Origin of the sequence: Anaerotruncus sp. G3(2012), assembly GCF_000403395.2 — a bacterium.
Lineage (GTDB): Bacteria > Bacillota > Clostridia > Oscillospirales > Ruminococcaceae > Anaerotruncus.
The window spans coordinates 2501-23434 of the sequence record NZ_KE159658.1; the positions used below are offsets into that span (position 1 = coordinate 2501).

Genomic DNA, 20934 nt, shown 5'->3' on the forward strand with positions numbered 1-20934 from the left:
GGTTCTCCCCGAAATAGCTTTAGGGCTAGCGTTGTATTAGATTACCGGAGGTAAAGCACTGAATAGGCTAGGGGCCGAGAGGTTACTGAACCTTATCAAACTCTGAATGCCGGATAATTGATGTACAGCAGTCAGACTACGTGAGATAAGTCTCGTGGTCAAAAGGGAAAAAGCCCAGACCCACAGCTAAGGTCCCAAATACACGTTAAGTGGAGAAGGATGTGGAGTTGCGAAGACAACCAGGATGTTGGCTTAGAAGCAGCCACTCATTTAAAGAGTGCGTAATAGCTCACTGGTCGAGTGACTCTGCGCCGAAAATGTAACGGGGCTAAACGTGTAACCGAAGCTTGGGATTCCGTAAGGAATGGTAGGGGAGCGTCGTATATGGGGTGAAGTATGAGCGTAAGCGCATGTGGACTATATACGAGTGAGAATGCCGGAATGAGTAGCGAGAATTATGTGAGAATCATAATGGCCGAAAGTCTAAGGTTTCTGGAGGAAGGTTCGTCCGCTCCAGGTTAGCCGGGAGCTAAGGTGAGGCCGAAAGGCGTAGCCGATGCACATACGGTAGAGATTCCGTAGCTGCCGAAAGATTTAAGCAGGAGGACACTGTAGAAGGGTATGACCCGGGCGTTGGTTGCCCCGGGCGAAAGGGACCGAAACATAGTAGGGAAGCATACTTGGATACAGGCGAGAAAAGCCCTGTGGATATCTCAGGCACCCGTACCGCAAACCGACACAGGTAGACAGGAAGAGGATTCTAAGGCCAACGGGAGAAGGGTTGTTAAGGAACTCGGCAAGTTGACCCCGTAACTTAGGGAAAAGGGGTGCTCACGAGAGTGAGCCGCAGAGAATAGGTCCAGGCGACTGTTTAGCAAAAACACAGCTCTATGCTAAATCGAAAGATGACGTATATGGGGTGACACCTGCCCGGTGCCGGAAGGTTAAGAGGAGGAGTGAGAGCTCTGAATTGAAGCCCCGGTAAACGGCGGCCGTAACTATAACGGTCCTAAGGTAGCGAAATTCCTTGTCAGGTAAGTTCTGACCCGCACGAATGGTGTAACGATCTGGACACTGTCTCAACAGCCCGCCCGGCGAAATTGTAGTACCGGTGAAGATGCCGGTTACCCGCGACAAGACGGAAAGACCCCATGGAGCTTTACTGTAGCTTAATATTGGATTTCGGTATTTCATGTACAGGATAGGTGGGAGGCAGAGAAGCGAATACGCCAGTATTCGTGGAGCCAACGTTGGGATACCACTCTTGAGGTACTGGAATTCTAACCTGCGGCCGTGAAACCGGTCGGGGGACATTGTTAGGTGGGCAGTTTGACTGGGGCGGTCGCCTCCAAAAAGGTAACGGAGGCGCTCAAAGGTTCGCTCAGCATGGACGGAAACCATGCCTTTGAGTGTAAACGCAAAAGCGAGCCTAACTGCGAGAGGGACGTCTCGAGCAGTAACGAAAGTTGGAGTTAGTGATCCGGTGGTATGTGAGTGGAAATGCCATCGCTCAACGGATAAAAGCTACCCTGGGGATAACAGGCTGATCTCCCCCAAGAGTCCACATCGTCGGGGAGGTTTGGCACCTCGATGTCGGCTCATCGCATCCTGGGGCTGAATTCGGTCCCAAGGGTTTGGCTGTTCGCCAATTAAAGCGGTACGCGAGCTGGGTTCAGAACGTCGTGAGACAGTTCGGTCCCTATCTGTCGTGGGCGCAGGATATTTGAGAGGAGCTGTCCCTAGTACGAGAGGACCGGGATGGACGCACCTCTGGTGCACCAGTTGTCTTGCCAAAGGCATAGCTGGGCAGCTAAGTGCGGATCGGATAAACGCTGAAGGCATCTAAGCGTGAAGCCGGCCTCAAGATAAGATATGCCACTGCATAAGCAGGTAAGACCCCTTGAAGACTACAAGGTAGATAGGCCACATGTGGAAGCGTCGTGAGGCGTGCAGCAAGGTGGTACTAATCGGTCGAGGGCTTGACCAAGCGAAGGATAAGGTTTTAGATAGGCGTTTTCATTGTTCGATTTTGAGGGTGCGTAAAGCATCTTAGAGAAGATCCGGCGCGGAAGCGGTGAGAGAACGGCTTCCAATCAGGGAAACCTGAGAAAGCTACACGCGCCATTAGCTCAGTTGGTAGAGCAGCTGACTCTTAATCAGCGGGTCCCGGGTTCGAGTCCCTGATGGCGCACCATTAAGGGCGGCATCGTAACCGAAGCAGGAATGTTCGGTTAGAAGTCCGACAGGAGGAGATAAACCGCCAATCGCACAGCGCAGGCTTGTGCTCTTGGACAGGGACTCCTCACTGATCAAATTGCCACTGGCAAATTGATCGGGCGCTCGGACTGATGGCGCACCAAAGCGGCCCGTTGGTCAAGCGGTCAAGACACCGGCCTCTCACGCCGGTAACGCGGGTTCGATTCCCGCACGGGTCACCAAAGGCTGGTGTTTATTACGTTGAGGATCCACCTGTTCCCATTCCGAACACAGAAGTTAAGCTCAACAGTGCCGACAATACTTGGCGGGTGACTGCCTGGGAAGATAGGTCTATGCCAGCTCTTGAATACAGCACAGCAGATGTTGTGCTGTATTCCCATTTTGCCTTAATAGCTCAGTCGGTAGAGCATGCGGCTGTTAACCGCAGGGTCGTTGGTTCGAGTCCAACTTGAGGCGCCAATTGCCGTCGGCAGGCGATCAATATGCCGAACGGCTGGTGTTTATTACGCTGAGGTTCCACCTGTTCCCATTCCGAACACAGAAGTTAAGCTCAGCAGTGCCGACAATACTTGGCGGGAGACCGCCCGGGAAGATAGGTCTATGCCAGCATGAAAAAGACTCGGAGGAGACTCCGAGTCTTTTCTTTTTATTGATCCAGCAGGGATTCGCACTGGCGGACAAATTCAATCGGGTGCTGGGATTTCTGGGCCACTTCTTCGGCGGACATACCCTGCCGCAAAAAACGACAGATGACCGTCTGCATACTTTCTCCGACCTCGATGATATGTCCATCCGGGTCATAAAAGCGGATCAGACGCTGCCCCCACGGCATATCCTGTACTGGATGCACCAATTCGACCGTTTGGGTTCCCAGATGTTGCAGAAAGCTATCAAAAGATTCTGTTTCGAAGTAAAGCTCCGTATCATGAGGCTTCTTTTTTAAAACAGAACTGGGTTTTCCGATGAATTGCAACCAGCTTTCTTCCGTTTGTAGGGCGAAGCCACCGTTGAAGGTGATGTTTGCGCCGAAATCCAGAATGACCTCCTGTGCGAGCAGGGTCTCATAGAAAGCGCGGGAGGCCGCTAAATCCGAAACGACCAACATGGGACATTGCAATTTCATGTAGCTTTCTCCTTCCGTTTTTTGGGCTTCGGAGGAGGGAGAGCGTCGCAGACAGCGCGAACAAGCTGTGCCAGAAATGCGGTATCCTCCAGATTTTCGACCAAAAAGTGGGTGTCCTTGCCGCCGGTTGGGGCGACGGGGGTTGCATTTGGGAAAAACGGCTCGGATACAGGAAGCCGTTTGATGTAAAACTGATTGCCGCACACCGCCCCGACGACCTTTAGGTCGCAGTAAACCACGTAATCCCCCATCATTTTATAGTGGCTGATCGCCCCGGCTTCCCGGAGCTGCTCCTCCACAAACTGCATAAAGTCAGGCGTGGACGCCATTGGACATCTCCTCTTTCCATTGTTTGCACTGTTCAATCCGCTTGCCGCCGTCCCCCTGCTTTGGATCATAGGCAAATTGTTTCAGCAGTTCGCAGGAAAATTCCGGACATTCCCCACAATGTGAAAGCTGTTTTTGCTCACAGCAGGATTTCACCGGGCAGGCGTCCCCCCAGAACGGTTTGTTGATCTTCGTGCAGCCTTGGCAGCCGGGTTGTTCTCGATATTCACAGGCAGAGCAGAGCAACCCGCATCTTGATTCGATCATGAGAATTCCTCCTTCATATTTTTGGGTAACAATAGAAACAATTCTATCATAGCTCAAAATTTAAACGGTTCCTTGTAAAAATCGGACTTATTTTGGAGGAATGTCCGGGGGGAAACCCCGCAAATTTCGTGGAAATCACGGTCAAAATGCGCCTGATCGTAAAATCCGGTTTCCTGTGCAAGGCTGGCCAGGCTGTGGCTGGCCTCCATCAGGCGGATAGCGGCGTTGATCCGGGAGAGCCGCGCAAATGTTTTGACACCCATGCCAAAATGAAGGCGGAACAGCCGGTTCAGATGGCGCTCGCTGTAATGTTCCAGCCGGGAAAGCTCCTGCACCGAAAGCAGGCCATCTGCATGTATCAGCCGGTTTGCGGCCGATACAGCCGCATCCGGGAGTGGATGCAGAAACAGGCGGTGCAGAAAGAGCCTGTCCAGCTTTTCGACCAGTTCCTGCGCCGTTGAGGTCGTTTGGAGGGTCTCACAGATTGCATGGTGCAGTGCGGCATCGACCTGCTCGAGCGGGAGCCGGAGGTCGCGCAGAGCAGCCTGGTTGCCGTAGAGCAGCGAAAACAGCCCTCCGGGGAGGAATTCCACGAAGAGCCGGAAGGGAACCGGGCGGGTGGATACATCCACCACCCGGGTGGTCGCGCCCCATACCTGTCCGCAGATCTGCCCATTTTCACAGGTAAACACCAGACAGCCGCTCGCATCGGGGATGAGGGAAAGTGCAGGGGAGCTGGTTCCATAGCTGTTCCGCTCGATTGAGACGGTGTAATGGGCGATCAGCGGGCGCAAAAGGGAATGGGGCTTCAGATAGAACTGGCCCGGCAGGACAAGGATCGGGTCGATCTCGGCAAATGAGGAGGGGAGTACCATCAATACTCCCTCTGTAAGCCCACCACACGCCCGAGAATCATCAGATGGTCGGTATAGATCGGTTCCATCGTATCATTTTCCGGCTGAAGCCGAAAGCCGCCGTTTTCTTTATAAAACCGCTTGACCGTTGCCTCATCATCAATCAGCGCGACGACGATTTCGCCATTTTCAGCGGTGGGGGTCCGGCGGGCGATAATCAGATCGCCGTCGAGGATGCCGGCTTTGATCATGCTTTCCCCGCGCACCCGCAGGGCAAACAGTTCTTTTGAATTTCCCCGCAGCTGTACCGGGATGTATTCTTCGACCGACTCAACCGCCAGAATGGGCTGTCCAGCGGTGACAACGCCGAGCACAGGGATGTGGGAAACCTGGCTGCCCGGCAGGCGGATCGAGCGGTTCAGCCCGTCTCCACGCTCAATGTAGCCTTTTTCCTCGAGGCTGGTCAGATAACGGTGCACCGACGAAGTGGATTTGATGCCCAGTTCCGCACCGATCTCGCGTACACTGGGGATAACGCCCTTTTCAATCGACCGCCGGATCAGGTCAAATACAGCGGATTCCTTTGTAGTAAGCTCCCGCAAGACGATCCCTCACTTTCTCAATATAGGGTTTCTTCTGTATCATCGGCATAAGCTGGCTCCTGTAATCCTGCTGACAGCAGCTGCCTGCGGAAATCCCGCCGCAGGCGTGAAAAGAAGGATTCTTTTCAGATGCTCTCATTATAACATATCTTTTTCAGAATTTCAAACGTATGTTCCAAACAACTTTATTGCCATGTTTTGCGCCGTATAATCGGCAAATTTCGACGCTATCAATAGAATGTTCAGAGAAAATGTGAATATTTTTCATGGTTCGTACACGGCTCATTCACACACTATTTTGAGGATCCGTTATAATATAACTGTACTCAAGATTAGCCGCAAACATTTTGAGTATCTCTACCCTCCTCAAAACACACCTCAAACAAGCTGAACCGGATGCACAGGCATCCGGTTCTTTTCTTTTTGTCCGGGGGTTGCTGCCTGGGCAGAGAGAAAGACCGGTTTTTCCGTTTCCAGCGGAAAGACCGGCCTTTTTGTGTTTTGTACAGCGTTCAGGGCTGTCTGAGGATACGGAACAGAAACCACAGCAAGCCGTATGTGATCGGCTGATGGAGCATATAAATCCAGATGGTATGACGTCCGACCCGGGCGAGCAGCGGCAGATGGCTTTCGTAAGCGATGGCAGGCATCCTTCCTTCCCGGGCATAGACCCCCAGGAAAGAACCGGCCAAAAAGAGGAAAAGCCAGGGGACCAGCGGGAAATAGTCGGAGGAATAGAAACCGGCGGCAGGGAATCCAAAGGGGAACAGCCACCCGGATTCGTAAAGGGCATCGGGGAGCCGGAAGAGCAGAGGAGGAATCCCGATGGCGCGATAGGGGACATACAGGGTAGCAAAGAGCAGGAATCCAAAAACCGGGGCCCCCAACGGGGTGGGGATCCGGTCGAGCAGGGGCTCGAGCAGGGCAAAAAGAACCATCGATGCCCCAAGCAGATGCAGGACCCCAAACCGGACGATCTGTTCCGGGATGAACAGACTGGTCACAACGGTCAGCACCATGCCAAGCCCGAAGGTCAACAGGCCGCGTTTCAGGTTGTTGCGGGAGAACCGGCAGCAGATGCCCGAGACGGTAATGAACGAGGTGGCAATGAAAAGCTGAAGCCAGTGCATCAGCGGGGAGCTGAAAAACGGCCAGTTCACGCCGAAGATATAGACCAGATCGTAAGCGGCGTGATAAAAGACCATCAGCAGGATCACCAGGCCGCGCAGTTCATCGAGCAGAGGAACCCGGCGGAAATTGGAATCGGACATCGAAAACGGACCTCCCTGAAAAACAGTTGTGCTGTTGTCTTACAGCGAAAAAGCGGTTCAAAAAACCCGATCACTGTTTTTCTCTGATTTCAAAATAGGGCTGTTTGGAAAATCGAAACGGCCGACCCTCTCCACAAGCCCAGATAAAAGTGCAAAGCCAGCGGGGCCGAGGGACAAAGCCGCCGCAGGTGTGGAATTACTGCGGGAGATGCCGGTTGATGACTGCGCGGGCGGTTTCGGTATCGTCGAGCATGAGCATGACCACATATTCCCCCTGCTCAAAGATGACCGCGTCCTGTGCGATCCGGTAGGAATTGTAGATGTCGAAATTTTCGAACTCCTTGACCCGGCTCACCTTGACCTGTTCGAGCGATTCACGCACATCTGCGCGGTATTCCGGGTAAGGTTTGAGCAGGAATACATCCGCCACACCATACCGCCCGGACGCGTATTTCACGTGGAATTCCTCGAGATAGTCAGGGTTGATGAAGAACTTGTTTTTGAGCAGGTCCCGGTTGGCAAACGCAAGGCCGCGTACATCCACGGTTTCATAAATTTCCTCAAGCGCCTGGGCGGCAGCCTCCTCTTCCTCAAAGTACAGCGTCAGCCCTTCTCCGGAATCAGCTATACCGCTGTCCAGATACACCTCTGCGCTGGTCTGTGCGGAATCGCAGCCGCCCAACGGGAAGGCCAGCAGGATTGCCGCACAAAAGCAGATCAGCCGTTTCAAAAAAACGCCTCCAGTTCAATCTCAATAGACCGGTTTCACGTGCGGCAGATCGTTGCCCGCCGCCGAAAAGCAGATCTTTCTTTTTTCAATGGTTTGATGATATCAAATTAGAGTATACCGGATTTTGTCCTGCGGTTCAACTGTAACAATCCACCTTTTAAACAATGTTTACAAACCCCCCTTTTTTTGGTCAGAACCGGCAGAACAGAGAATCGAATATCCAGCAGATTTCCTTGCAAATCCGCATGAAATTTGCTATAGTTTGTACAAGGGACCTTTAAAGTCTGTATCCAAAACAGCTTCTAAGAACCCGTTCAGTAGTTATGCAAGGGGGCTTTTTCACTTGCAAAAAGCCCCCTCTTGCCGCTTCGCGGCAATTCACCCGAAAAAGGCGCTTCACAGGAGAAAGCGTTCCGCGCTCTGCGGAGCGCGGCCAAAGGCTCTGCCTTTGGAAACCGCGATTTTTTGAAAAAAATCGAGTAAAACTTTAAATTATGGAAACCGGAGCAAAGAAATGGAGTAAAACTTTAGGTGCTAAACAGGCTCTAAGATCATTATGGGGGATGTTGCATGGAAAAATTTGATCTCGACCGGTTTGCTGCCATCACCGGGTTGGTGATGCTGGCAGTAGCGGCGGTGATTGTAGTTGTCCGGATCGCTTACAACTGGCGCAGAAATGAGCACAGTGAAAAATGCAGGGTCAGCCGCCGGCTGAAGCGGTTTGCCGCACCGCGCGGATTCCGGGTGCTGGATGACGTGAAACTGGAGGCCAACGGGCAAACCGGCTGGGCGGATCATATCCTGATTGGATATTTTGGGGTCCTGCTGGTTTATGATATTATCTTTGCCGGGGATTATTACGGAAAGCCCGGTGACAAATACTGGTCGCTCGGCGTTCCTGGACAGGGGCGTTATCGGATGGAAAATCCCCTGCTTCAGGCCGACCGTTGCGCCGGACGGGTGCTCTATCTGCTGCATGAGGCGGGGATCAAGCTGCCCTCCCCCGAGCATGCGGTGGTGATTACCGCAGCTAAACGCGGGGTCACCAGTTATATCAAATCCGAAGATGTGGTGCAGTTTTCCGAACTGGGGAAACTGCTTGGGCGGACGAAGTTTCAACAGGACCGGGACGTGGATGTGGAAAAGGTAGCGGAGGTGCTCGCCGCCGCGCAGGCCAGCCCGGAAAAGTTCCATTCCGGGCGGGATAGGAAGGCGGACGGCTGAGAACCTGTTTGGTATTTCAAGTTTTACTCAATTTTATCGAGAAAAATTTCGGGGCGCAAGCGCCCTTCTTCGGGGGGCTTCTCGGGCTTTCAGCCCGAAGCGCGCTTCGCGCGACGCCCCCTCAGTTTGCCTTACGGGCTGGGTGCCGCTTTTTTCCAAAACGAAAGTTTTACTCGATTTTTTCCAAAAAATCGCGGTTTCCAAAGGCAGAGCCTTTGGTCGCTCATCGCAATGAGCGAAATACTTTATCCTGTGAAGCGCGTTTTTCGGGTGAATTGCCGCGAAGCGGCAAGAGGGGGCTTTTTGCAAGTGAAAAAGCCCCCTGCATCAAACTGTTTTGACCATGATAAAACGACCGCGCACCGATGCGAAAGACAGATCGGTACGCGGTTTTTCTGCATTTTGAGAAAGTGCGCTTTTCAGGCTTTCTCCCAGTCCATGCAGCGGTAGCGGGCTGCAATCTCTCCGGCGATCTGCGCCACTGTTTGGCTGGCATCCACTGTGAAGGAAGATGCCTCCAGATAGCATGTGCGCCGCGCCTCGAACAGCGCATACAGCTCCTCCGGCGTGCTCGACTGCACGATCGGGCGGTCGCTCCACCTGATCCGCTGGTAACAGATCGGAAATGCTGCATCCAGAAAGACCACGAGATCCTCTCGAGAAAGCGCGTCGATATTGCGCCGGAAGGTGAGCGCGCCGCCGCCGGTTGAGACGACACATCGGGAGCGTCCCGCCAGGCGCTTGACCGCCTGGTGCTCGAGATCGCGGAAATACGGTTCCCCCTGCGCGGCAAAAATTTCCGGAATGGGGACCCCCTGCTCGAATTCGATCTCGGCGTCCAGGTCCACATAGGAAAGGCCGGTCAGCCGCGCCAGATGCTGTCCCACAGTGGTTTTGCCGCAGCCCATGAAACCGCAGAGGATGATATTACGCATCTGCTTCCCCCGCTTTCCGGTCGAGCAGGGCATTCATCTCGTCGACCAACAGATCAATCTGCGCGGGTAAAAACTGCGAGCCATGCCAGATTTCGTGTGCAACCGCTGCCTGCCAGACGAGCATTTCCATCCCGCCCGCAAAAGGGACCCCAGCTTTCCTTGCATCGCAGAGCAGCCGGGTTTCACGAGGGTTGTAGATGCAGTCAAACACGGCGCCGGCTCGCGCAGTGACCGGCCCGGGCAGCGGGGAAATACCGGTTTGCGGGGACATCCCGACCGGCGTTGCATTGATGATCAGCCCGAACGGGCGGTCGAGCGCATCAAGCGTGGAAACCTGCACCGAACAGCCGAACCGTTCGCTGATCTCGCGTGCGAGCGCCTGCCCTTTTGAAAGATCGCGCACAGCGATGGTCAGTTCCGCGCCCTGCCGGACCGCCTCGATCGCAAACATCCGCCCGACGCCGCCCGCCCCGGCCACACAGACGGAGGTTTTCAGCGAAAATCCATGGGCCTGCATCGTGCGCAGGAACCCGTCACAGTCGGTATTGTAGCCAGTCATCCGGCCATCCTGCACCCGGACGGTATTCACCGCCCCGTAAAGGGCCGCAGAATCGTCCAAACTGTCGAGGAAGGGAAGGATTGCCTGTTTATAGGGAATCGTAATATTGAACCCTTCCAGCCCGCGCAGGATGGGGACCTGTGTTTCCAGCTTGTCCGGCGGGAACGGGAACAGGCTGTAGCTGTCCGTCCGTCCCTCAAGCGCGAAGAGCCGTTCGTGGATTTGCGGGGACATACTGTGCCCCAGCGGATGCCCGATCAGCCGATAGCCGCCCATCTGCCCGCCCTCACAGGGAGCCCTTGAGCTTTTCAAGGGTCTTGAGGTTCTCAACGTTCATGGCGGATGCTTGTTTGAACCCACGTTTGACCAGCATGGTCAGCACCTTGTTGGGACCGAGTTCGACAAACCGTTCGATCCCGTCGGAGAGCATCGCAGAGACCTCCTCATGGAACCGGACCGGAGAAATCAGATGTGTTGCGAGGTATTCGACAAGATCCGTGTCGGGATCGAGCGGTTTCGCGTTAAGATTAGAGTAGAATGGTTTGGAAAGCGGGTTGGTTTTGACATCTGCGATCGCAGCGCGGAACTCCTCGGCGGCAGGAGCCATCATCCTGGAGTGGAACGCGCTCGAAACCGCCAGCTTGACCGCTTTGGCGCCCATCCCCGCAAGGCGGTCCGCAGCCGCCTGCGCGGCCTCCACTTCGCCTGCGATCACCGTCTGGGACAGGCTGTTGAAGTTGACCGGCAGCAGGTAGCCGGGGGTTTCCTCGCAGACGCGCGAGACCGTCTGTTCATCGCTGCCGACAATCGCAAACATGCTGCCCGGGTTTGCGTCCGCTGCCCGTTGCATCGCGGCCGCACGCGCGCCGATCACCCGGAACCCGTCCTCGAGAGAGAAAGCACCCGCTGCGGTGAGGGCGGCGTACTCGCCCAGTGAATGCCCGGCGAATGCGTCCGGCTGCAAAAATTCGGATACCACCGCATAAGCCGCCATCGAAACCGCGAAGATCGCGGGCTGGGAAACCTTTGTCTGGGCGAGGGACGCCTCGTCCCCCTCGAACGAGAGCTTTGCCAGATCAAAGCCTAGGATATCCCCGCCGCACTCGTAGACTGCACGCGCCGCCGGGAAGGCCTCGTAAAGCTCCTTTCCCATGCCGGGATACTGGGAGCCTTGTCCACTGAAAAGGAAAGCTGTTTTTGCCATCACTGATCGCTCCATTCTTTGAAATAGTTTAGGGACTGCCTGAAAAATGGAAATAGCCATCTTTTTATAGAAGCAGCGTCTGCTGTGAAAAATCTGCTCATTCCCTCTTTTCAACAGGCCCTTGGTTCTCTCAAACGCCTGACGCTGTCTTACCGGCCAAAGGGGCCAGCGCCTTTCTTCCGGGATTCCCGTCCCGGCGGGCCGGGAGCGGTTTTCCGGGCCTGCTTTTGACCCGGTGAAACAGCTTGCAGCCGGGGCGGCCAAAAAAATTCACAAATTAGGTATTGACAAATTATGGCCTCTCCCTTTATCATAATGAAGGAATATAACAACTGTTACATTTTTGCCCTTCCCGATTTCAGGAGCACAGTACACGGCTGGCACTGTGTCTGACAGGGAATATCTGCTGGATATTTTACCACAGCCAGCAGGAGGGATGCAAGGCCCGGGGCGAAAAAGGCAGGGGAAACAGGAGCAGTACATGACAGGAATCAGGATATGCGGAACAGGCAGCTATCTGCCTGACCATGTAGTAGAAAACGAAGCATTCACCCGGATCGTGGAAACCTCGGACGAATGGATCCGCACCCGTACCGGAATCAGCCGGCGGCATATTGCAGAGCAGGACACCTGCTGGAGCATGGGGGTCAAGGCGGCGCAGCGGGCAATAGAAGCGGCAGGGGTCCGCCCGGAGGAGATTGACCTGATCCTCTTTACCACCGTAACGGCGGATTATCTCTCCCCATCGATGAGCTGCATAGTACAAGGGGAGATTGGGGCGGTCCACGCCTCCTGTATCGACATCGCCTGTGCCTGTGCGGGATATGTCTACGCGCTGGATATGGCGCGGCGGTATCTCGCCTGTGGGGATATACACACCGTTTTGATCGTGAGCAGTGAGATGCTCTCCCGGGCCACCGACTTTTCCGACCGTTCGACCTGCGTGCTGTTTGGGGATGGTGCGGGCGCATGTGTCGTGCAGGCGGAGGATGTGCTGTTTGCCACCGATCTTGGGGCGGACGGGACCGGTGCACATTTCATGTTCGGCCGCCACCGCCGCCCGGAAATCCCGTTTGCGGGACAGCCTGCGGCGGAAAACCAGATCTGCGGGATTCCGGCGCAGGACGGGACCTTCTATATGGATGGAAAAGCGGTTTACAAGTTCGCAACCGCCGCCATGCCCGATACACTCCGCCGCTGCTGCGACAAGGCGGGGATTGGGCTGTCCGACCTGGACTGGGTGGTCCCCCACCAGGCAAACATTCGGATCATCCAGACCGCGATGAAAAAGCTTGGCCTGCCGATGGAAAAGGCGTGGGTGAACATCCATGAGACCGCAAATACCAGTTCAGCCAGCATCCCGATTGCGCTGGATGAGATGATCCGCGCGGGCCGGCTGACCCGGGGGCAGAAGGTCGGGGTTGCCGGATTCGGCGCAGGGCTGGTCTATGCGGGAGCGGTATTCTCCTACTAACCCCCCTTTTTTCCCTAACCGGCCGAACGCTTGGCGCAGGGTACGGATGCACACAGCGGCCGGCAGAAGCCAGAGGGCTGGGGAAGGTTCGGCATTGGAAACGTTTCAAATACAGGAAAATGAAAATAAGGTGGAAACAAACATGATAAAAACAGAGATTACCCGGATGCTGGGCATCCAATACCCGCTCTTCCAGGGCGGGATGGCATGGGTCGCGGACGCAAAACTTGCTGCTGCGGTTTCCAACGCAGGAGGCCTTGGCCTGATCGGGGCGTCTGCTGCCCCGGGCGAGGTGGTCGAAGGGATGATCCGGGAGGCAAAATCCCTCACCGATAAACCGTTCGGCGTCAACGTCATGCTGATGAGCCCGTTTGCCGACGATGTGGCGCGCATCTGTGCCGAACAGGGGGTCAAGGTTGTGACCACCGGCGCGGGCAACCCCGGAAAATACATGGAGATGTGGAAAAATGCAGGGATCAAGGTGATCCCGGTGGTCGCGTCGGCGGCGCTCGCCAAACGGATGGAGCGCGCGGGTGCGGATGCGGTGGTCGCGGAGGGCTGCGAATCGGGCGGCCATATCGGGGAGCTGACCACCATGACGCTGGTGCCGCAGGTTGTGGACGCGGTTTCGGTCCCGGTTATTGCGGCGGGCGGCATCGCGGATGCGCGCGGGGTCGCCGCGGCGTTTGCGCTGGGGGCACAGGCGGTGCAGTGCGGCACCATCTTCGTCTGCGCGGAGGAAAGCCCGGCGCATGAGAACTATAAAAACCTGATCGTCAAGGCCAAAGATACCGAGACGATCGTGACCGGCCGCAACGGCGGCGCACCGATCCGGTCGCTCAAGACCAAGCTGACCCGCAAGCTCGCCAAGATGGAGCATGAGGAGATCTCGCTCGAGGAGTTTGAAAAGTTTGCGGCCGGCTCGCTGCGCAAAGCGGTGCAGGACGGCAACCTCGAAGAGGGCAGCTTTATGGCGGGGCAGATTTCGGGCCTGGTTTCCCGGATCGCCCCTGCAAAGGTGATCGCGGATGAACTGATGCAGACCAGCGAAGCGCTGCTGAAAAATCTGGTTGCTGAGAGGGGGATTACGTTTGAGTAAGGTTGCACTGGTCACAGGCGCCAGACAGGGGATCGGCCGCGCAATCTCGTTTGCGCTGGCACAGCAGGGGTTCGATGTGGCGATCAACTGCCGCAACGAGCAGACTGCGCTGGCAGCCCGGGAGGTCGCCAACGAATGTATGAAGCATGGGGTGGACGCCGATTGCTTTACCGCGGATGTGTCGCAGTTTGAGGAGTGCGCCGAGATGGTCAAGCGGGTGATGGCGCGCTGGGGCAGGATCGACGTGCTGGTCAACAACGCGGGGATCACCCGCGACGGCCTGATCGCCCGGATGGGGGAGGCACAGTTCGACGACGTGATCGCGGCGAACCAGAAGAGTGTTTTTAACATGATGCGGCAGGTGGTGCCGGTGATGATGAAACAGCGCGGCGGACGGATCATCAACATCTCGTCGGTAGCGGGTGTCTATGGGAACGCCGGGCAGCTCAACTATTCGGCTTCCAAGGCCGCGATCATCGGGATGACCAAATCTGCGGCCAAAGAGCTTGGTGCGCGGGGGATCACCGTCAACGCGGTGGCGCCCGGCTTTATCGAAACGGATATGACCGAAAAGCTGCCGGATAAGGCAAAGGCGGCGATTATCGAGCGGATCTCGCTGGGTCGGACCGGGAAACCGGAGGACGTTGCCAACGCGGTGGCGTTCCTCGCGGGGGACAGCGCGTCCTACATCACCGGGCAGGTGCTCTGTGTGGACGGCGGAATCGTCATGTGAACGGAGATAGAAAACAGAGGAGTGCAAAAGAATGAAACGAGTGGTCATCACATCGGTTGGCGCAGTCACACCGGTTGGTCTGGATGCAGAAAGCATGTGGCAGAACGTCAAACAGGGGAAACATGGATTTGCGCCGATCTCGTCGTTTGATACCTCCCGGCTGAAGGTGAAAAATGCGGCGGAGATCCGCAACTGGGACCCGGTCGCAATGGGGCTGAACAAGAAGGAAGCCCGCCGGATGGACCGGTATACCCAGTTTGCGATGGCAGCGGCAAAGCAGCTGATCGACAGTGCAGGCGATCTTTCGGGGATCGACCCCTATCGCGCGGGCGTCATCGTCGGCAGCGGGATCGGCGGCTTTCAATCGACCGTCACCGAGCACGCAAAGTTTTTGGAAAAAGGCCCGGACCGGGTATCGGTCTTTCTGATTCCCATGATGATCTGTAATATGGCGGCTGGCCAGATCGCGATTGAATACAAGTTCAGAGGGGATAATTTCGCCCCGGTCACTGCCTGCGCCACCAGCGCACACGCGATCGGGGAGGCGTTCCGCAAGATCAAGGATGGATACCTCGACCTCTGCATCACCGGCGGTTCGGAAGGCTCGATCAATGAATTTGCAGTAGCGGGGTTCCAGAACATGGGCGCGCTCACCGAATCACAGGATTGTGACCGGCTCTGTATCCCGTTTGACAAGGAGCGCAGCGGGTTTGTCATGTCCGAGGGCGCGGGGCTGCTGCTGCTCGAGGAGTATGAGCACGCGAAAGCGCGCGGCGCACAGATCCTCGGGGAGATCGTGGGCTATGGCGCAACCGACGACGCCCACCACATCACCGGGCCGGACCCGGAGGGCGACGGCGCGGCACACGCGATGCTGCATGCGATCCGGGAAGCCGGGATCGAACCCGGGGAGGTCGGCTATATCAACGCGCATGGTACCTCCACCCCGCTGAACGAGCAGTGTGAAACTGCGGCGATCAAGCGGGCGTTCGGGGAACACGCCTACAAGCTGGCGGTCAGCTCGACCAAGTCGGTCACCGGGCATATGCTCGGCGCGGCAGGCGGGGTGGAAGCGATCATCACCATGAAGGCGCTCGAAGAGGGAGTCCTCCCCCCCACTGTCGGTTACAAGGTCCCGGATGAACTGTGCGACCTCGACTATGTGACCGAAGGTGCGCGCAAAACCGAGATCAAATACGCGCTTTCCAATTCGCTCGGGTTCGGCGGGCACAATGCTTCGCTACTTCTGAAGAAATTTGAGGGTTGACAAGATGGCAAAGGAAATGACGATCGAACAGATCCAGGCGCTGATGGACAGTATGCACAAAAACGAGATCAGCGAGCTGGTTTACGAGGTGGAGGAATTCCGCCTGAAAATCAAAGGCCAGCAGGCGCCGTCTATAGCGCCGGCCCCGGCCCCCGCCGCTGCGGTGCAGGCGGCCCCGGTCGCGGTGGCAGTCGCAGCCGCGGAAGCCTCCGTCCCCGCCCCGGAAAAACAGCCAGAGGGCAAGGTCATCACTTCCCCGATTGTCGGGACGTTCTATGCGGCAAGCTCGCCGGATAAAGACCCGTTTGTCAAGGTCGGGCAGGCGGTTTCCGAAGGGGACATCGTGTTCATCGTCGAGTCGATGAAGGTGATGAACGAGGTGCCCGCGGATAAGAGCGGCGTGGTCGCCGAGGTGCTGGTCGAGAACGGCGCGCCGGTCGAATACGGCCAGCCGGTTCTGCGGCTGGAATAAGGGGGCGTTTGCATGGTATTGCTGGACAAAGAGCAGATCAAACAGATCATCCCCCACCGGGACCCGTTCCTGCTGATCGACGAGGTCGAGGAGATGGAGCTGGGCAAACGGGTGGTGGCGAAAAAATATATTGCGCCTGATTCCTACTGGTTCCAGGGGCATTTCCCGGGCCATCCGGTCACACCGGGCGTCCTGACCATTGAGATGCTGGCGCAGGCGGGCGCGGTGTGCGTGCTGTCGATGCCGGAAAACAAAGGAAAGCTCGCCTTTTTTGCGAAGATCGACAAGGCCAAGTTCCGACGTCCGGTGCTGCCGGGGGATACGGTGCGGCTGGAGGTCGAAATGCTCAAGCTGAAATCCAGCTTTGGGACCGGCACCGCGACCGCGACGGTCGACGGGGAGCTGGCAGCGAGCGCAGAGATCACCTTCGCACTCAGCAAAGGCGAAAACGCATAAATTTTATCGGAACAAAAAGGCTCTTATAGCAATCTGTTTCGCATTTTGCAAGGGCGCTTTTTCTCTTGTAAAAAGCGCCCTCCTGCCGCCCGTTGGGCGGCAATTCACCCGAAAAACTGCCGCCTTCGGCGGTTGCGCTCCGAAACGCTTCGCTGCGGCTCGCAGTGCGATGAGCGGCCAAAGGCTCTGCCTTTGGAAACCGCAATTTTTCGAGAAAAATTGCGTAAAGCTTTTAATTGGGGATAGATTTTTTGGGGGCTTACAAAACCAAAAGTTTCGTCCACCTTTTCAAAGGTGGCGGGGTCGAGGGGCAGAACCCCCGCCGCCGCGCGCACGCGGCGGGACGCTTTTTTGAGAGGGGAAAATGATGGTTTCAAAAGTGCTGATTGCCAACCGCGGGGAGATCGCGGTGCGCATTATCCGCGCCTGCCGTGAAATGGGCCTGCCGACGGTGGCGGTCTGCTCGACAGCGGATAGAAGGGCGCTGCACGCGCAGATTGCAGACGAATGTGTGTGCATCGGCCCGCCTGCCTCCAAGGACAGCTATCTGAATATGCACGCGATCCTTGCGGTCTGTGAGCAGACCGGTGCGGACGCAATCCACCCCGGGTTTGGTTTCCTGTCGGAGAACGCCTATTTTGCGCGTCTCTGTGCCACCTGTGGGGTCAAGTTTATCGGGCCTTCCCCCGAGTCGATCGAGCTGCTCGGCAACAAAGCCCGCGCCAAAGAGACAATGAAACAGGCCGGGGTGCCGGTTGTGCCGGGAAGTGACGGCGCGGTTGCCGACGCGCAGGAGGCGCGGGAGATCGCTGGCCGGATCGGCTATCCGGTGATGGTCAAAGCTTCGGCGGGCGGCGGCGGACGCGGTATCCGGATCGCCCGTTCTGCCGATGAGATCGAATCCGCCTACGACGCCGCACAGCAGGAGGCGATCGCCTGCTTTGGGGATGGGGACATCTATCTGGAGAAGTTCCTGGTCAATCCCCGCCATATCGAAATCCAGGTGCTGGCCGACGAGCATGGGAATGTGCTGCATCTCGGCGAGCGGGACTGTTCGGTCCAGCGGCGCAACCAAAAGCTGATTGAAGAGTGCCCGTCCCCAGCGCCGGTGATGAACGAAAGCCTGCGCAGCCGGATGGGTGAAGCTGCCAAAGCCGCAGTGCGTGCCGCCGGATACTACAACGTTGGCACAATCGAATTCCTGGTGGATGAACAGGGGAACTTCTATTTCATGGAGATGAACACCCGCATTCAGGTAGAGCATCCGGTCACCGAAACGGTCACCGGGGTGGACATCGTGAAAACCCAGCTTGCGATCGCGCAGGGAAAACGCCTGGGCCTGCGTCAGGAAGAGATCACCATGCAGGGCCACGCGATCGAATGCCGGATCAACGCCGAAAATCCGGCGCTGGATTTCCGTCCCTCGCCGGGGGAGATCAGCTCGCTCTATATGCCGGGCGGACCGGGGGTGCGGATCGACAGTGCGGTCTACGCCGGATATACCATCCCGCCCTACTACGACTCGATGATCGCCAAGCTGATCGTCCACGCGGCGACCCGCCGGGAAGCGATCATGAAGATGCGTTGGGCATTGGCGGAATTTCTGGTGGAAGGGGTCGACACCAACATCGACTTCCAGCTCTCCCTGCTGCATAACAAGGAGTTCACCGAGGGCGATTACGACATCGGGTTCCTCGACCGCCTGCTCCACAAGTAAATCTGCAAACGGAGGTGTATGAAAATGCTTGAGGATCTGTTTTCCAAGGTCAAAACGAGGGCTTCCTACGATAAGCCCCGTGTCCCAAAGGGGAAAGTGAGCATCCCGGAAAATCTGATGTTCAAATGCCCCCGCTGCGGCAAGGTGGAGTTCATGGATGCGTTCCTGCTCGGCAACAAGGTCTGCCCCAGCTGCGGCTACCACGCCCGGCTCACCGCGCAGGAAAGAATTGAGCAGATTGCGGATAATTTCACGTTTATTGAGTATGACAAGCATATGAAGAGCCTCGATCCGATTGATTTTCCCGGCTATCCGGAAAAGGTCTACCATCTGCGCCGCAAAACCGGCCTGCGGGATGCGGTCATCACCGGGGAATGTACGGTTATGGGCAGCCCCTGCGCAATCGGTGTGATGGATACCCGGTTCATGATGGCGTCGATGGGCTCGGTGGTGGGAGAAAAGGTCACCCGCCTGTTTGAGCAGGCGGAGGGCAGGCGGCTCCCGGTTGTGCTCTTTACAGCCAGCGGCGGCGCGAGGATGCAGGAAGGGATCATCTCGCTGATGCAGATGGCCAAAACTTCCGGTGCAGTTGGGCGGCATTCCAAACGGGGGCTGCTCTATATCACCGTTCTGACCGATCCGACCACCGGCGGCGTGACCGCCAGCTTTGCCTCACTGGGGGACATCATCATCGCCGAGCCAAAGACGCTGGTGGGGTTTGCAGGGCGCCGGGTGATCGAAGGAACGATCAGGCAGCGGCTGCCCGAAGATTTCCAGTCAGCGGAGTTTGCACAGGAGCATGGGTTTGTTGACCTGATTGTAGAGCGCAGCGCCATGCGCAAGACCATTTCGCAGCTGCTCAAGCTGCATCAGACAGGGGGTGCCGGCGATGGCAAAGACAGCCTGGGATAGAATGCAGATCATCCATGAGAAAAACCGTCCGACCGTACGGGACTATCTGCCGATGGTGTTTGAAAATTTTATCGAGCTGCATGGGGACCGCTTCTACGGGGATGATGCGGCGATCCTGGGAGGGATCGGTACGCTGGATGGCCAGCCGGTCACAGTGCTTGCACAGGTCAAGGGGCGCGACCTCAAGGAGAACCAGCAGACCAATTTTTCGATGCCCCATCCGGAGGGCTACCGCAAGGCCCTTCGTCTTGCCAAACAGGCGGAGAAGTTCCACCGTCCGGTGGTCTGCCTGATCGACACGCCCGGCGCCTTTTGCGGCATAGGCGCGGAGGAGCGCGGACAGGGAGAGGCAATCGCCCGCAATCTCATGGAGTTTATGCAGCTTGAAACCCCGGTCATTTCGATCGTGCTGGGGGAGGGCGGCAGCGGCGGCGCGCTTGCGCTGGGTGTCTGTGACGAGCTGGCGATGATGCAGAACGCGATCTATTCGGTGATCTCGCCGCGCGGGTTCGCGTCGATCCTCTGGAAAGACCCCTCCCGTGAGAAGGAAGCGGCAAATATTATGCGGATCACAGCGGAGGACCTGGTTGAGTTCGGGGTCGCGGAAACGATTATCCCTGAGCCGGACGGAGGGGCGCATATCGACCCCGAGGCGGCCGCGGAGGCAATCCGGCAATATATTTCAGAAACGATCCCAAAATATATGAAAATACCTATTGCCAAACTGTTGGAAAACAGGTATTATAAGTTTCGTAAGGTTGGGGTATTCACCGAACAGAAAGGTGTCAATCCCCTTTGACCGGTATTCTGCCGGTTTAATCAAGACGCTAGGAGGAACGATTTATGGTATTTGAAAAAGTAAGAGAGATTCTGGTGGACCAGCTTGATGTTGAAGAGGATGCAGTCACAATGGATGCCAGCATCACAGGCGACCTGGGTGCGGATTCACTCGATATTGTTGACCTGGTGATGAGCCTCGAGGAAGAGTTCGACACCGAAATCCCGGATGAGGAGATCGAGAACATCAAGACGGTTGGCGACATCGTGAAATATATCGAAAACAATACCAACGCATAAAAACATGGCCCCGCTGTTGCAGGGGAACTACATGGAATTTGGAAAAGTATTGGCGTGCAGCTGCGTCAATACTTTTTTGTGTCATATTTGTCTTCGGATCGACGGTCTGAGCAGGGGGCTTTTTCACTTGCAAAAGCCCCCCTCCGCCTTTCAGGCGGCAAGGCAATTCACCCGAAAAACGCGCTTCACAGGATAAAGTATTTCGCTCGATCTCCGCGCCAAGAGCCGCCTTCGGCGGTTGCGCTCCGAAACGCTTCGCTGCGGCTCGCAGTGTGATGAGCGACCAAAGGCCCTGCCTTTGGAAACCGCAATTTTTTGAAAAAATTGAGTAAAACTTTAGGTTGAGAAAAAAGGAAGTCGCTCCCAGCTTGCCGGGGTGGGGCCTGCGGGGAGGGGTCACCGACCCCTCGCCCG

At 56.5% G+C, this 20934-nt stretch carries 21 protein-coding genes, 3 tRNA genes and 3 rRNA genes (1 of these 27 running past the window's edge); 17 read left to right on the forward strand and 10 right to left on the reverse strand.

What is annotated here, in order from left to right; all coding sequences use genetic code 11:
- From C814_RS09885 to rrf (C814_RS09910), 6 genes are all read left to right on the forward strand, one after another.
- Window positions 1–1987 (forward strand): 23S ribosomal RNA (locus C814_RS09885); it begins 845 nt to the left of the window's first position.
- A gap of 131 nt (window positions 1988–2118) precedes the next feature.
- Window positions 2119–2194: transfer RNA gene (locus tag C814_RS09890), tRNA-Lys, on the forward strand.
- Between the two features lie 169 nt (window positions 2195–2363).
- Window positions 2364–2438, forward strand: a tRNA-Glu gene (locus C814_RS09895).
- A gap of 3 nt (window positions 2439–2441) precedes the next feature.
- Window positions 2442–2558 (forward strand): 5S ribosomal RNA (rrf, locus tag C814_RS09900).
- A gap of 42 nt (window positions 2559–2600) precedes the next feature.
- Window positions 2601–2676 (forward strand) — tRNA-Asn (locus C814_RS09905).
- Window positions 2677–2709: 33 nt separating this feature from the next.
- Window positions 2710–2826: ribosomal RNA gene (rrf, locus tag C814_RS09910) — 5S ribosomal RNA — on the forward strand.
- A 37-nt stretch (window positions 2827–2863) separates the two neighbouring features.
- Here rrf (C814_RS09910) and C814_RS09915 read toward each other — a convergent pair.
- From C814_RS09915 to C814_RS09945, 7 genes are all read right to left on the reverse strand, one after another.
- Window positions 2864–3340, reverse strand: coding sequence for a VOC family protein (locus tag C814_RS09915; RefSeq protein WP_016317667.1), 477 nt, complete (start codon window positions 3338–3340; stop codon window positions 2864–2866).
- Window positions 3337–3669, reverse strand: a complete 333-nt coding sequence (locus tag C814_RS09920) for a TfoX/Sxy family protein (RefSeq protein WP_016317668.1) — start codon at window positions 3667–3669, stop codon at window positions 3337–3339. Before C814_RS09920 ends, C814_RS09915 begins: the two co-directional genes overlap by 4 nt.
- A complete protein-coding gene (locus C814_RS09925) occupies window positions 3653–3934 on the reverse strand; it encodes a DUF3795 domain-containing protein (protein WP_016317669.1) in 282 nt (93 codons plus the stop codon). Before C814_RS09925 ends, C814_RS09920 begins: the two co-directional genes overlap by 17 nt.
- Before the next feature lie 53 nt (window positions 3935–3987).
- Window positions 3988–4809, reverse strand: coding sequence for a helix-turn-helix domain-containing protein (locus C814_RS09930; protein ID WP_016317670.1), 822 nt, complete (start codon window positions 4807–4809; stop codon window positions 3988–3990).
- The gene (lexA, locus tag C814_RS09935; RefSeq protein ID WP_016317671.1) at window positions 4809–5390 is read right to left on the reverse strand and encodes a transcriptional repressor LexA; all 582 of its coding nucleotides are present in this window, start codon (window positions 5388–5390) and stop codon (window positions 4809–4811) included. The genes C814_RS09930 and lexA overlap by 1 nt, the downstream gene beginning before the upstream one ends.
- A gap of 512 nt (window positions 5391–5902) precedes the next feature.
- Window positions 5903–6661, reverse strand: a complete 759-nt coding sequence (locus tag C814_RS09940; protein ID WP_016317672.1) for a heparan-alpha-glucosaminide N-acetyltransferase — start codon at window positions 6659–6661, stop codon at window positions 5903–5905.
- Between the two features lie 196 nt (window positions 6662–6857).
- Complete coding sequence (locus C814_RS09945) at window positions 6858–7391, reverse strand: DUF4358 domain-containing protein (RefSeq protein ID WP_016317673.1); 534 nt, start codon at window positions 7389–7391, stop codon at window positions 6858–6860.
- Between the two features lie 570 nt (window positions 7392–7961).
- Between C814_RS09945 and C814_RS09950 the strand changes: the two genes are divergently transcribed.
- Window positions 7962–8615 (forward strand): nuclease-related domain-containing protein, encoded by a 654-nt coding sequence (locus tag C814_RS09950; RefSeq protein ID WP_016317674.1) that lies wholly within the window; start codon window positions 7962–7964, stop codon window positions 8613–8615.
- A 419-nt stretch (window positions 8616–9034) separates the two neighbouring features.
- Here the strand turns inward: C814_RS09950 and C814_RS09955 are convergent, their stop codons facing one another.
- From C814_RS09955 to fabD, 3 genes are read right to left on the reverse strand one after another with little or no spacing between them, the layout of a single operon-like run.
- Complete coding sequence (locus C814_RS09955) at window positions 9035–9550, reverse strand: shikimate kinase (RefSeq protein ID WP_016317675.1); 516 nt, start codon at window positions 9548–9550, stop codon at window positions 9035–9037.
- Window positions 9543–10385 (reverse strand): shikimate dehydrogenase, encoded by an 843-nt coding sequence (gene aroE, locus C814_RS09960; protein WP_016317676.1) that lies wholly within the window; start codon window positions 10383–10385, stop codon window positions 9543–9545. Before aroE ends, C814_RS09955 begins: the two co-directional genes overlap by 8 nt.
- A 10-nt stretch (window positions 10386–10395) precedes the next feature.
- The gene (fabD, locus tag C814_RS09965; protein ID WP_016317677.1) at window positions 10396–11313 is read right to left on the reverse strand and encodes an ACP S-malonyltransferase; all 918 of its coding nucleotides are present in this window, start codon (window positions 11311–11313) and stop codon (window positions 10396–10398) included.
- A gap of 481 nt (window positions 11314–11794) precedes the next feature.
- Between fabD and C814_RS09970 the strand changes: the two genes are divergently transcribed.
- The 10 genes from C814_RS09970 (at window position 11795) to acpP (ending at window position 20520) form a co-directional block, all read left to right on the forward strand.
- Window positions 11795–12787, forward strand: a complete 993-nt coding sequence (locus C814_RS09970) for a 3-oxoacyl-ACP synthase III family protein (protein WP_016317678.1) — start codon at window positions 11795–11797, stop codon at window positions 12785–12787.
- A 145-nt stretch (window positions 12788–12932) separates the two neighbouring features.
- Entirely contained in the window at window positions 12933–13886 is a 954-nt protein-coding gene (gene fabK, locus C814_RS09975) for an enoyl-[acyl-carrier-protein] reductase FabK (RefSeq protein ID WP_037375560.1), read from the forward strand.
- Window positions 13879–14619, forward strand: coding sequence for a 3-oxoacyl-[acyl-carrier-protein] reductase (gene fabG, locus C814_RS09980; protein ID WP_016317680.1), 741 nt, complete (start codon window positions 13879–13881; stop codon window positions 14617–14619). Before fabK ends, fabG begins: the two co-directional genes overlap by 8 nt.
- A gap of 31 nt (window positions 14620–14650) precedes the next feature.
- Window positions 14651–15886, forward strand: coding sequence for a beta-ketoacyl-ACP synthase II (gene fabF, locus C814_RS09985; RefSeq protein ID WP_016317681.1), 1236 nt, complete (start codon window positions 14651–14653; stop codon window positions 15884–15886).
- A 4-nt stretch (window positions 15887–15890) separates the two neighbouring features.
- A complete protein-coding gene (accB, locus tag C814_RS09990) occupies window positions 15891–16358 on the forward strand; it encodes an acetyl-CoA carboxylase biotin carboxyl carrier protein (RefSeq protein ID WP_016317682.1) in 468 nt (155 codons plus the stop codon).
- A gap of 12 nt (window positions 16359–16370) precedes the next feature.
- Window positions 16371–16814: a 3-hydroxyacyl-ACP dehydratase FabZ gene (gene fabZ / locus C814_RS09995; RefSeq protein WP_016317683.1), complete on the forward strand. Its 444-nt coding sequence runs from the start codon at window positions 16371–16373 to the stop codon at window positions 16812–16814.
- 367 nt (window positions 16815–17181) lie between these two features.
- Window positions 17182–18531 (forward strand): acetyl-CoA carboxylase biotin carboxylase subunit, encoded by a 1350-nt coding sequence (locus tag C814_RS10000; protein WP_022788295.1) that lies wholly within the window; start codon window positions 17182–17184, stop codon window positions 18529–18531.
- Between the two features lie 24 nt (window positions 18532–18555).
- Window positions 18556–19443 carry an acetyl-CoA carboxylase, carboxyltransferase subunit beta gene (gene accD, locus C814_RS10005; protein ID WP_016317685.1) on the forward strand — a complete coding sequence of 296 codons (888 nt, stop codon included), beginning with the start codon at window positions 18556–18558 and terminating at the stop codon, window positions 19441–19443.
- A complete protein-coding gene (locus C814_RS10010; RefSeq protein WP_016317686.1) occupies window positions 19421–20242 on the forward strand; it encodes an acetyl-CoA carboxylase carboxyltransferase subunit alpha in 822 nt (273 codons plus the stop codon). The genes accD and C814_RS10010 overlap by 23 nt, the downstream gene beginning before the upstream one ends.
- 44 nt (window positions 20243–20286) lie before the next feature.
- Window positions 20287–20520, forward strand: coding sequence for an acyl carrier protein (acpP, locus tag C814_RS10015; protein WP_016317687.1), 234 nt, complete (start codon window positions 20287–20289; stop codon window positions 20518–20520).
- Window positions 20521–20934: the final 414 nt, after the last annotated feature.

Bases quoted from the DNA above. Each gene is read 5' to 3' on its own strand.
- C814_RS09915 (WP_016317667.1), bottom strand. From the start codon at position 3,340: ATGAAATTGCAATGTCCCATGTTGGTCGTTTCGGATTTAGCGGCCTCC.
- C814_RS09920 (WP_016317668.1), bottom strand. From the start codon at position 3,669: ATGGCGTCCACGCCTGACTTTATGCAGTTTGTGGAGGAGCAGCTCCGG.
- C814_RS09925 (WP_016317669.1), bottom strand. From the start codon at position 3,934: ATGATCGAATCAAGATGCGGGTTGCTCTGCTCTGCCTGTGAATATCGA.
- C814_RS09930 (WP_016317670.1), bottom strand. From the start codon at position 4,809: ATGGTACTCCCCTCCTCATTTGCCGAGATCGACCCGATCCTTGTCCTG.
- C814_RS09940 (WP_016317672.1), bottom strand. From the start codon at position 6,661: ATGTCCGATTCCAATTTCCGCCGGGTTCCTCTGCTCGATGAACTGCGC.
- C814_RS09950 (WP_016317674.1), top strand. From the start codon at position 7,962: ATGGAAAAATTTGATCTCGACCGGTTTGCTGCCATCACCGGGTTGGTG.
- C814_RS09955 (WP_016317675.1), bottom strand. From the start codon at position 9,550: ATGCGTAATATCATCCTCTGCGGTTTCATGGGCTGCGGCAAAACCACT.
- aroE (WP_016317676.1), bottom strand. From the start codon at position 10,385: ATGGGCGGCTATCGGCTGATCGGGCATCCGCTGGGGCACAGTATGTCC.
- fabD (WP_016317677.1), bottom strand. From the start codon at position 11,313: ATGGCAAAAACAGCTTTCCTTTTCAGTGGACAAGGCTCCCAGTATCCC.
- C814_RS09970 (WP_016317678.1), top strand. From the start codon at position 11,795: ATGACAGGAATCAGGATATGCGGAACAGGCAGCTATCTGCCTGACCAT.
- fabF (WP_016317681.1), top strand. From the start codon at position 14,651: ATGAAACGAGTGGTCATCACATCGGTTGGCGCAGTCACACCGGTTGGT.
- accB (WP_016317682.1), top strand. From the start codon at position 15,891: ATGGCAAAGGAAATGACGATCGAACAGATCCAGGCGCTGATGGACAGT.
- fabZ (WP_016317683.1), top strand. From the start codon at position 16,371: ATGGTATTGCTGGACAAAGAGCAGATCAAACAGATCATCCCCCACCGG.
- C814_RS10000 (WP_022788295.1), top strand. From the start codon at position 17,182: ATGGTTTCAAAAGTGCTGATTGCCAACCGCGGGGAGATCGCGGTGCGC.
- accD (WP_016317685.1), top strand. From the start codon at position 18,556: ATGCTTGAGGATCTGTTTTCCAAGGTCAAAACGAGGGCTTCCTACGAT.
- C814_RS10010 (WP_016317686.1), top strand. From the start codon at position 19,421: ATGGCAAAGACAGCCTGGGATAGAATGCAGATCATCCATGAGAAAAAC.
- acpP (WP_016317687.1), top strand. From the start codon at position 20,287: ATGGTATTTGAAAAAGTAAGAGAGATTCTGGTGGACCAGCTTGATGTT.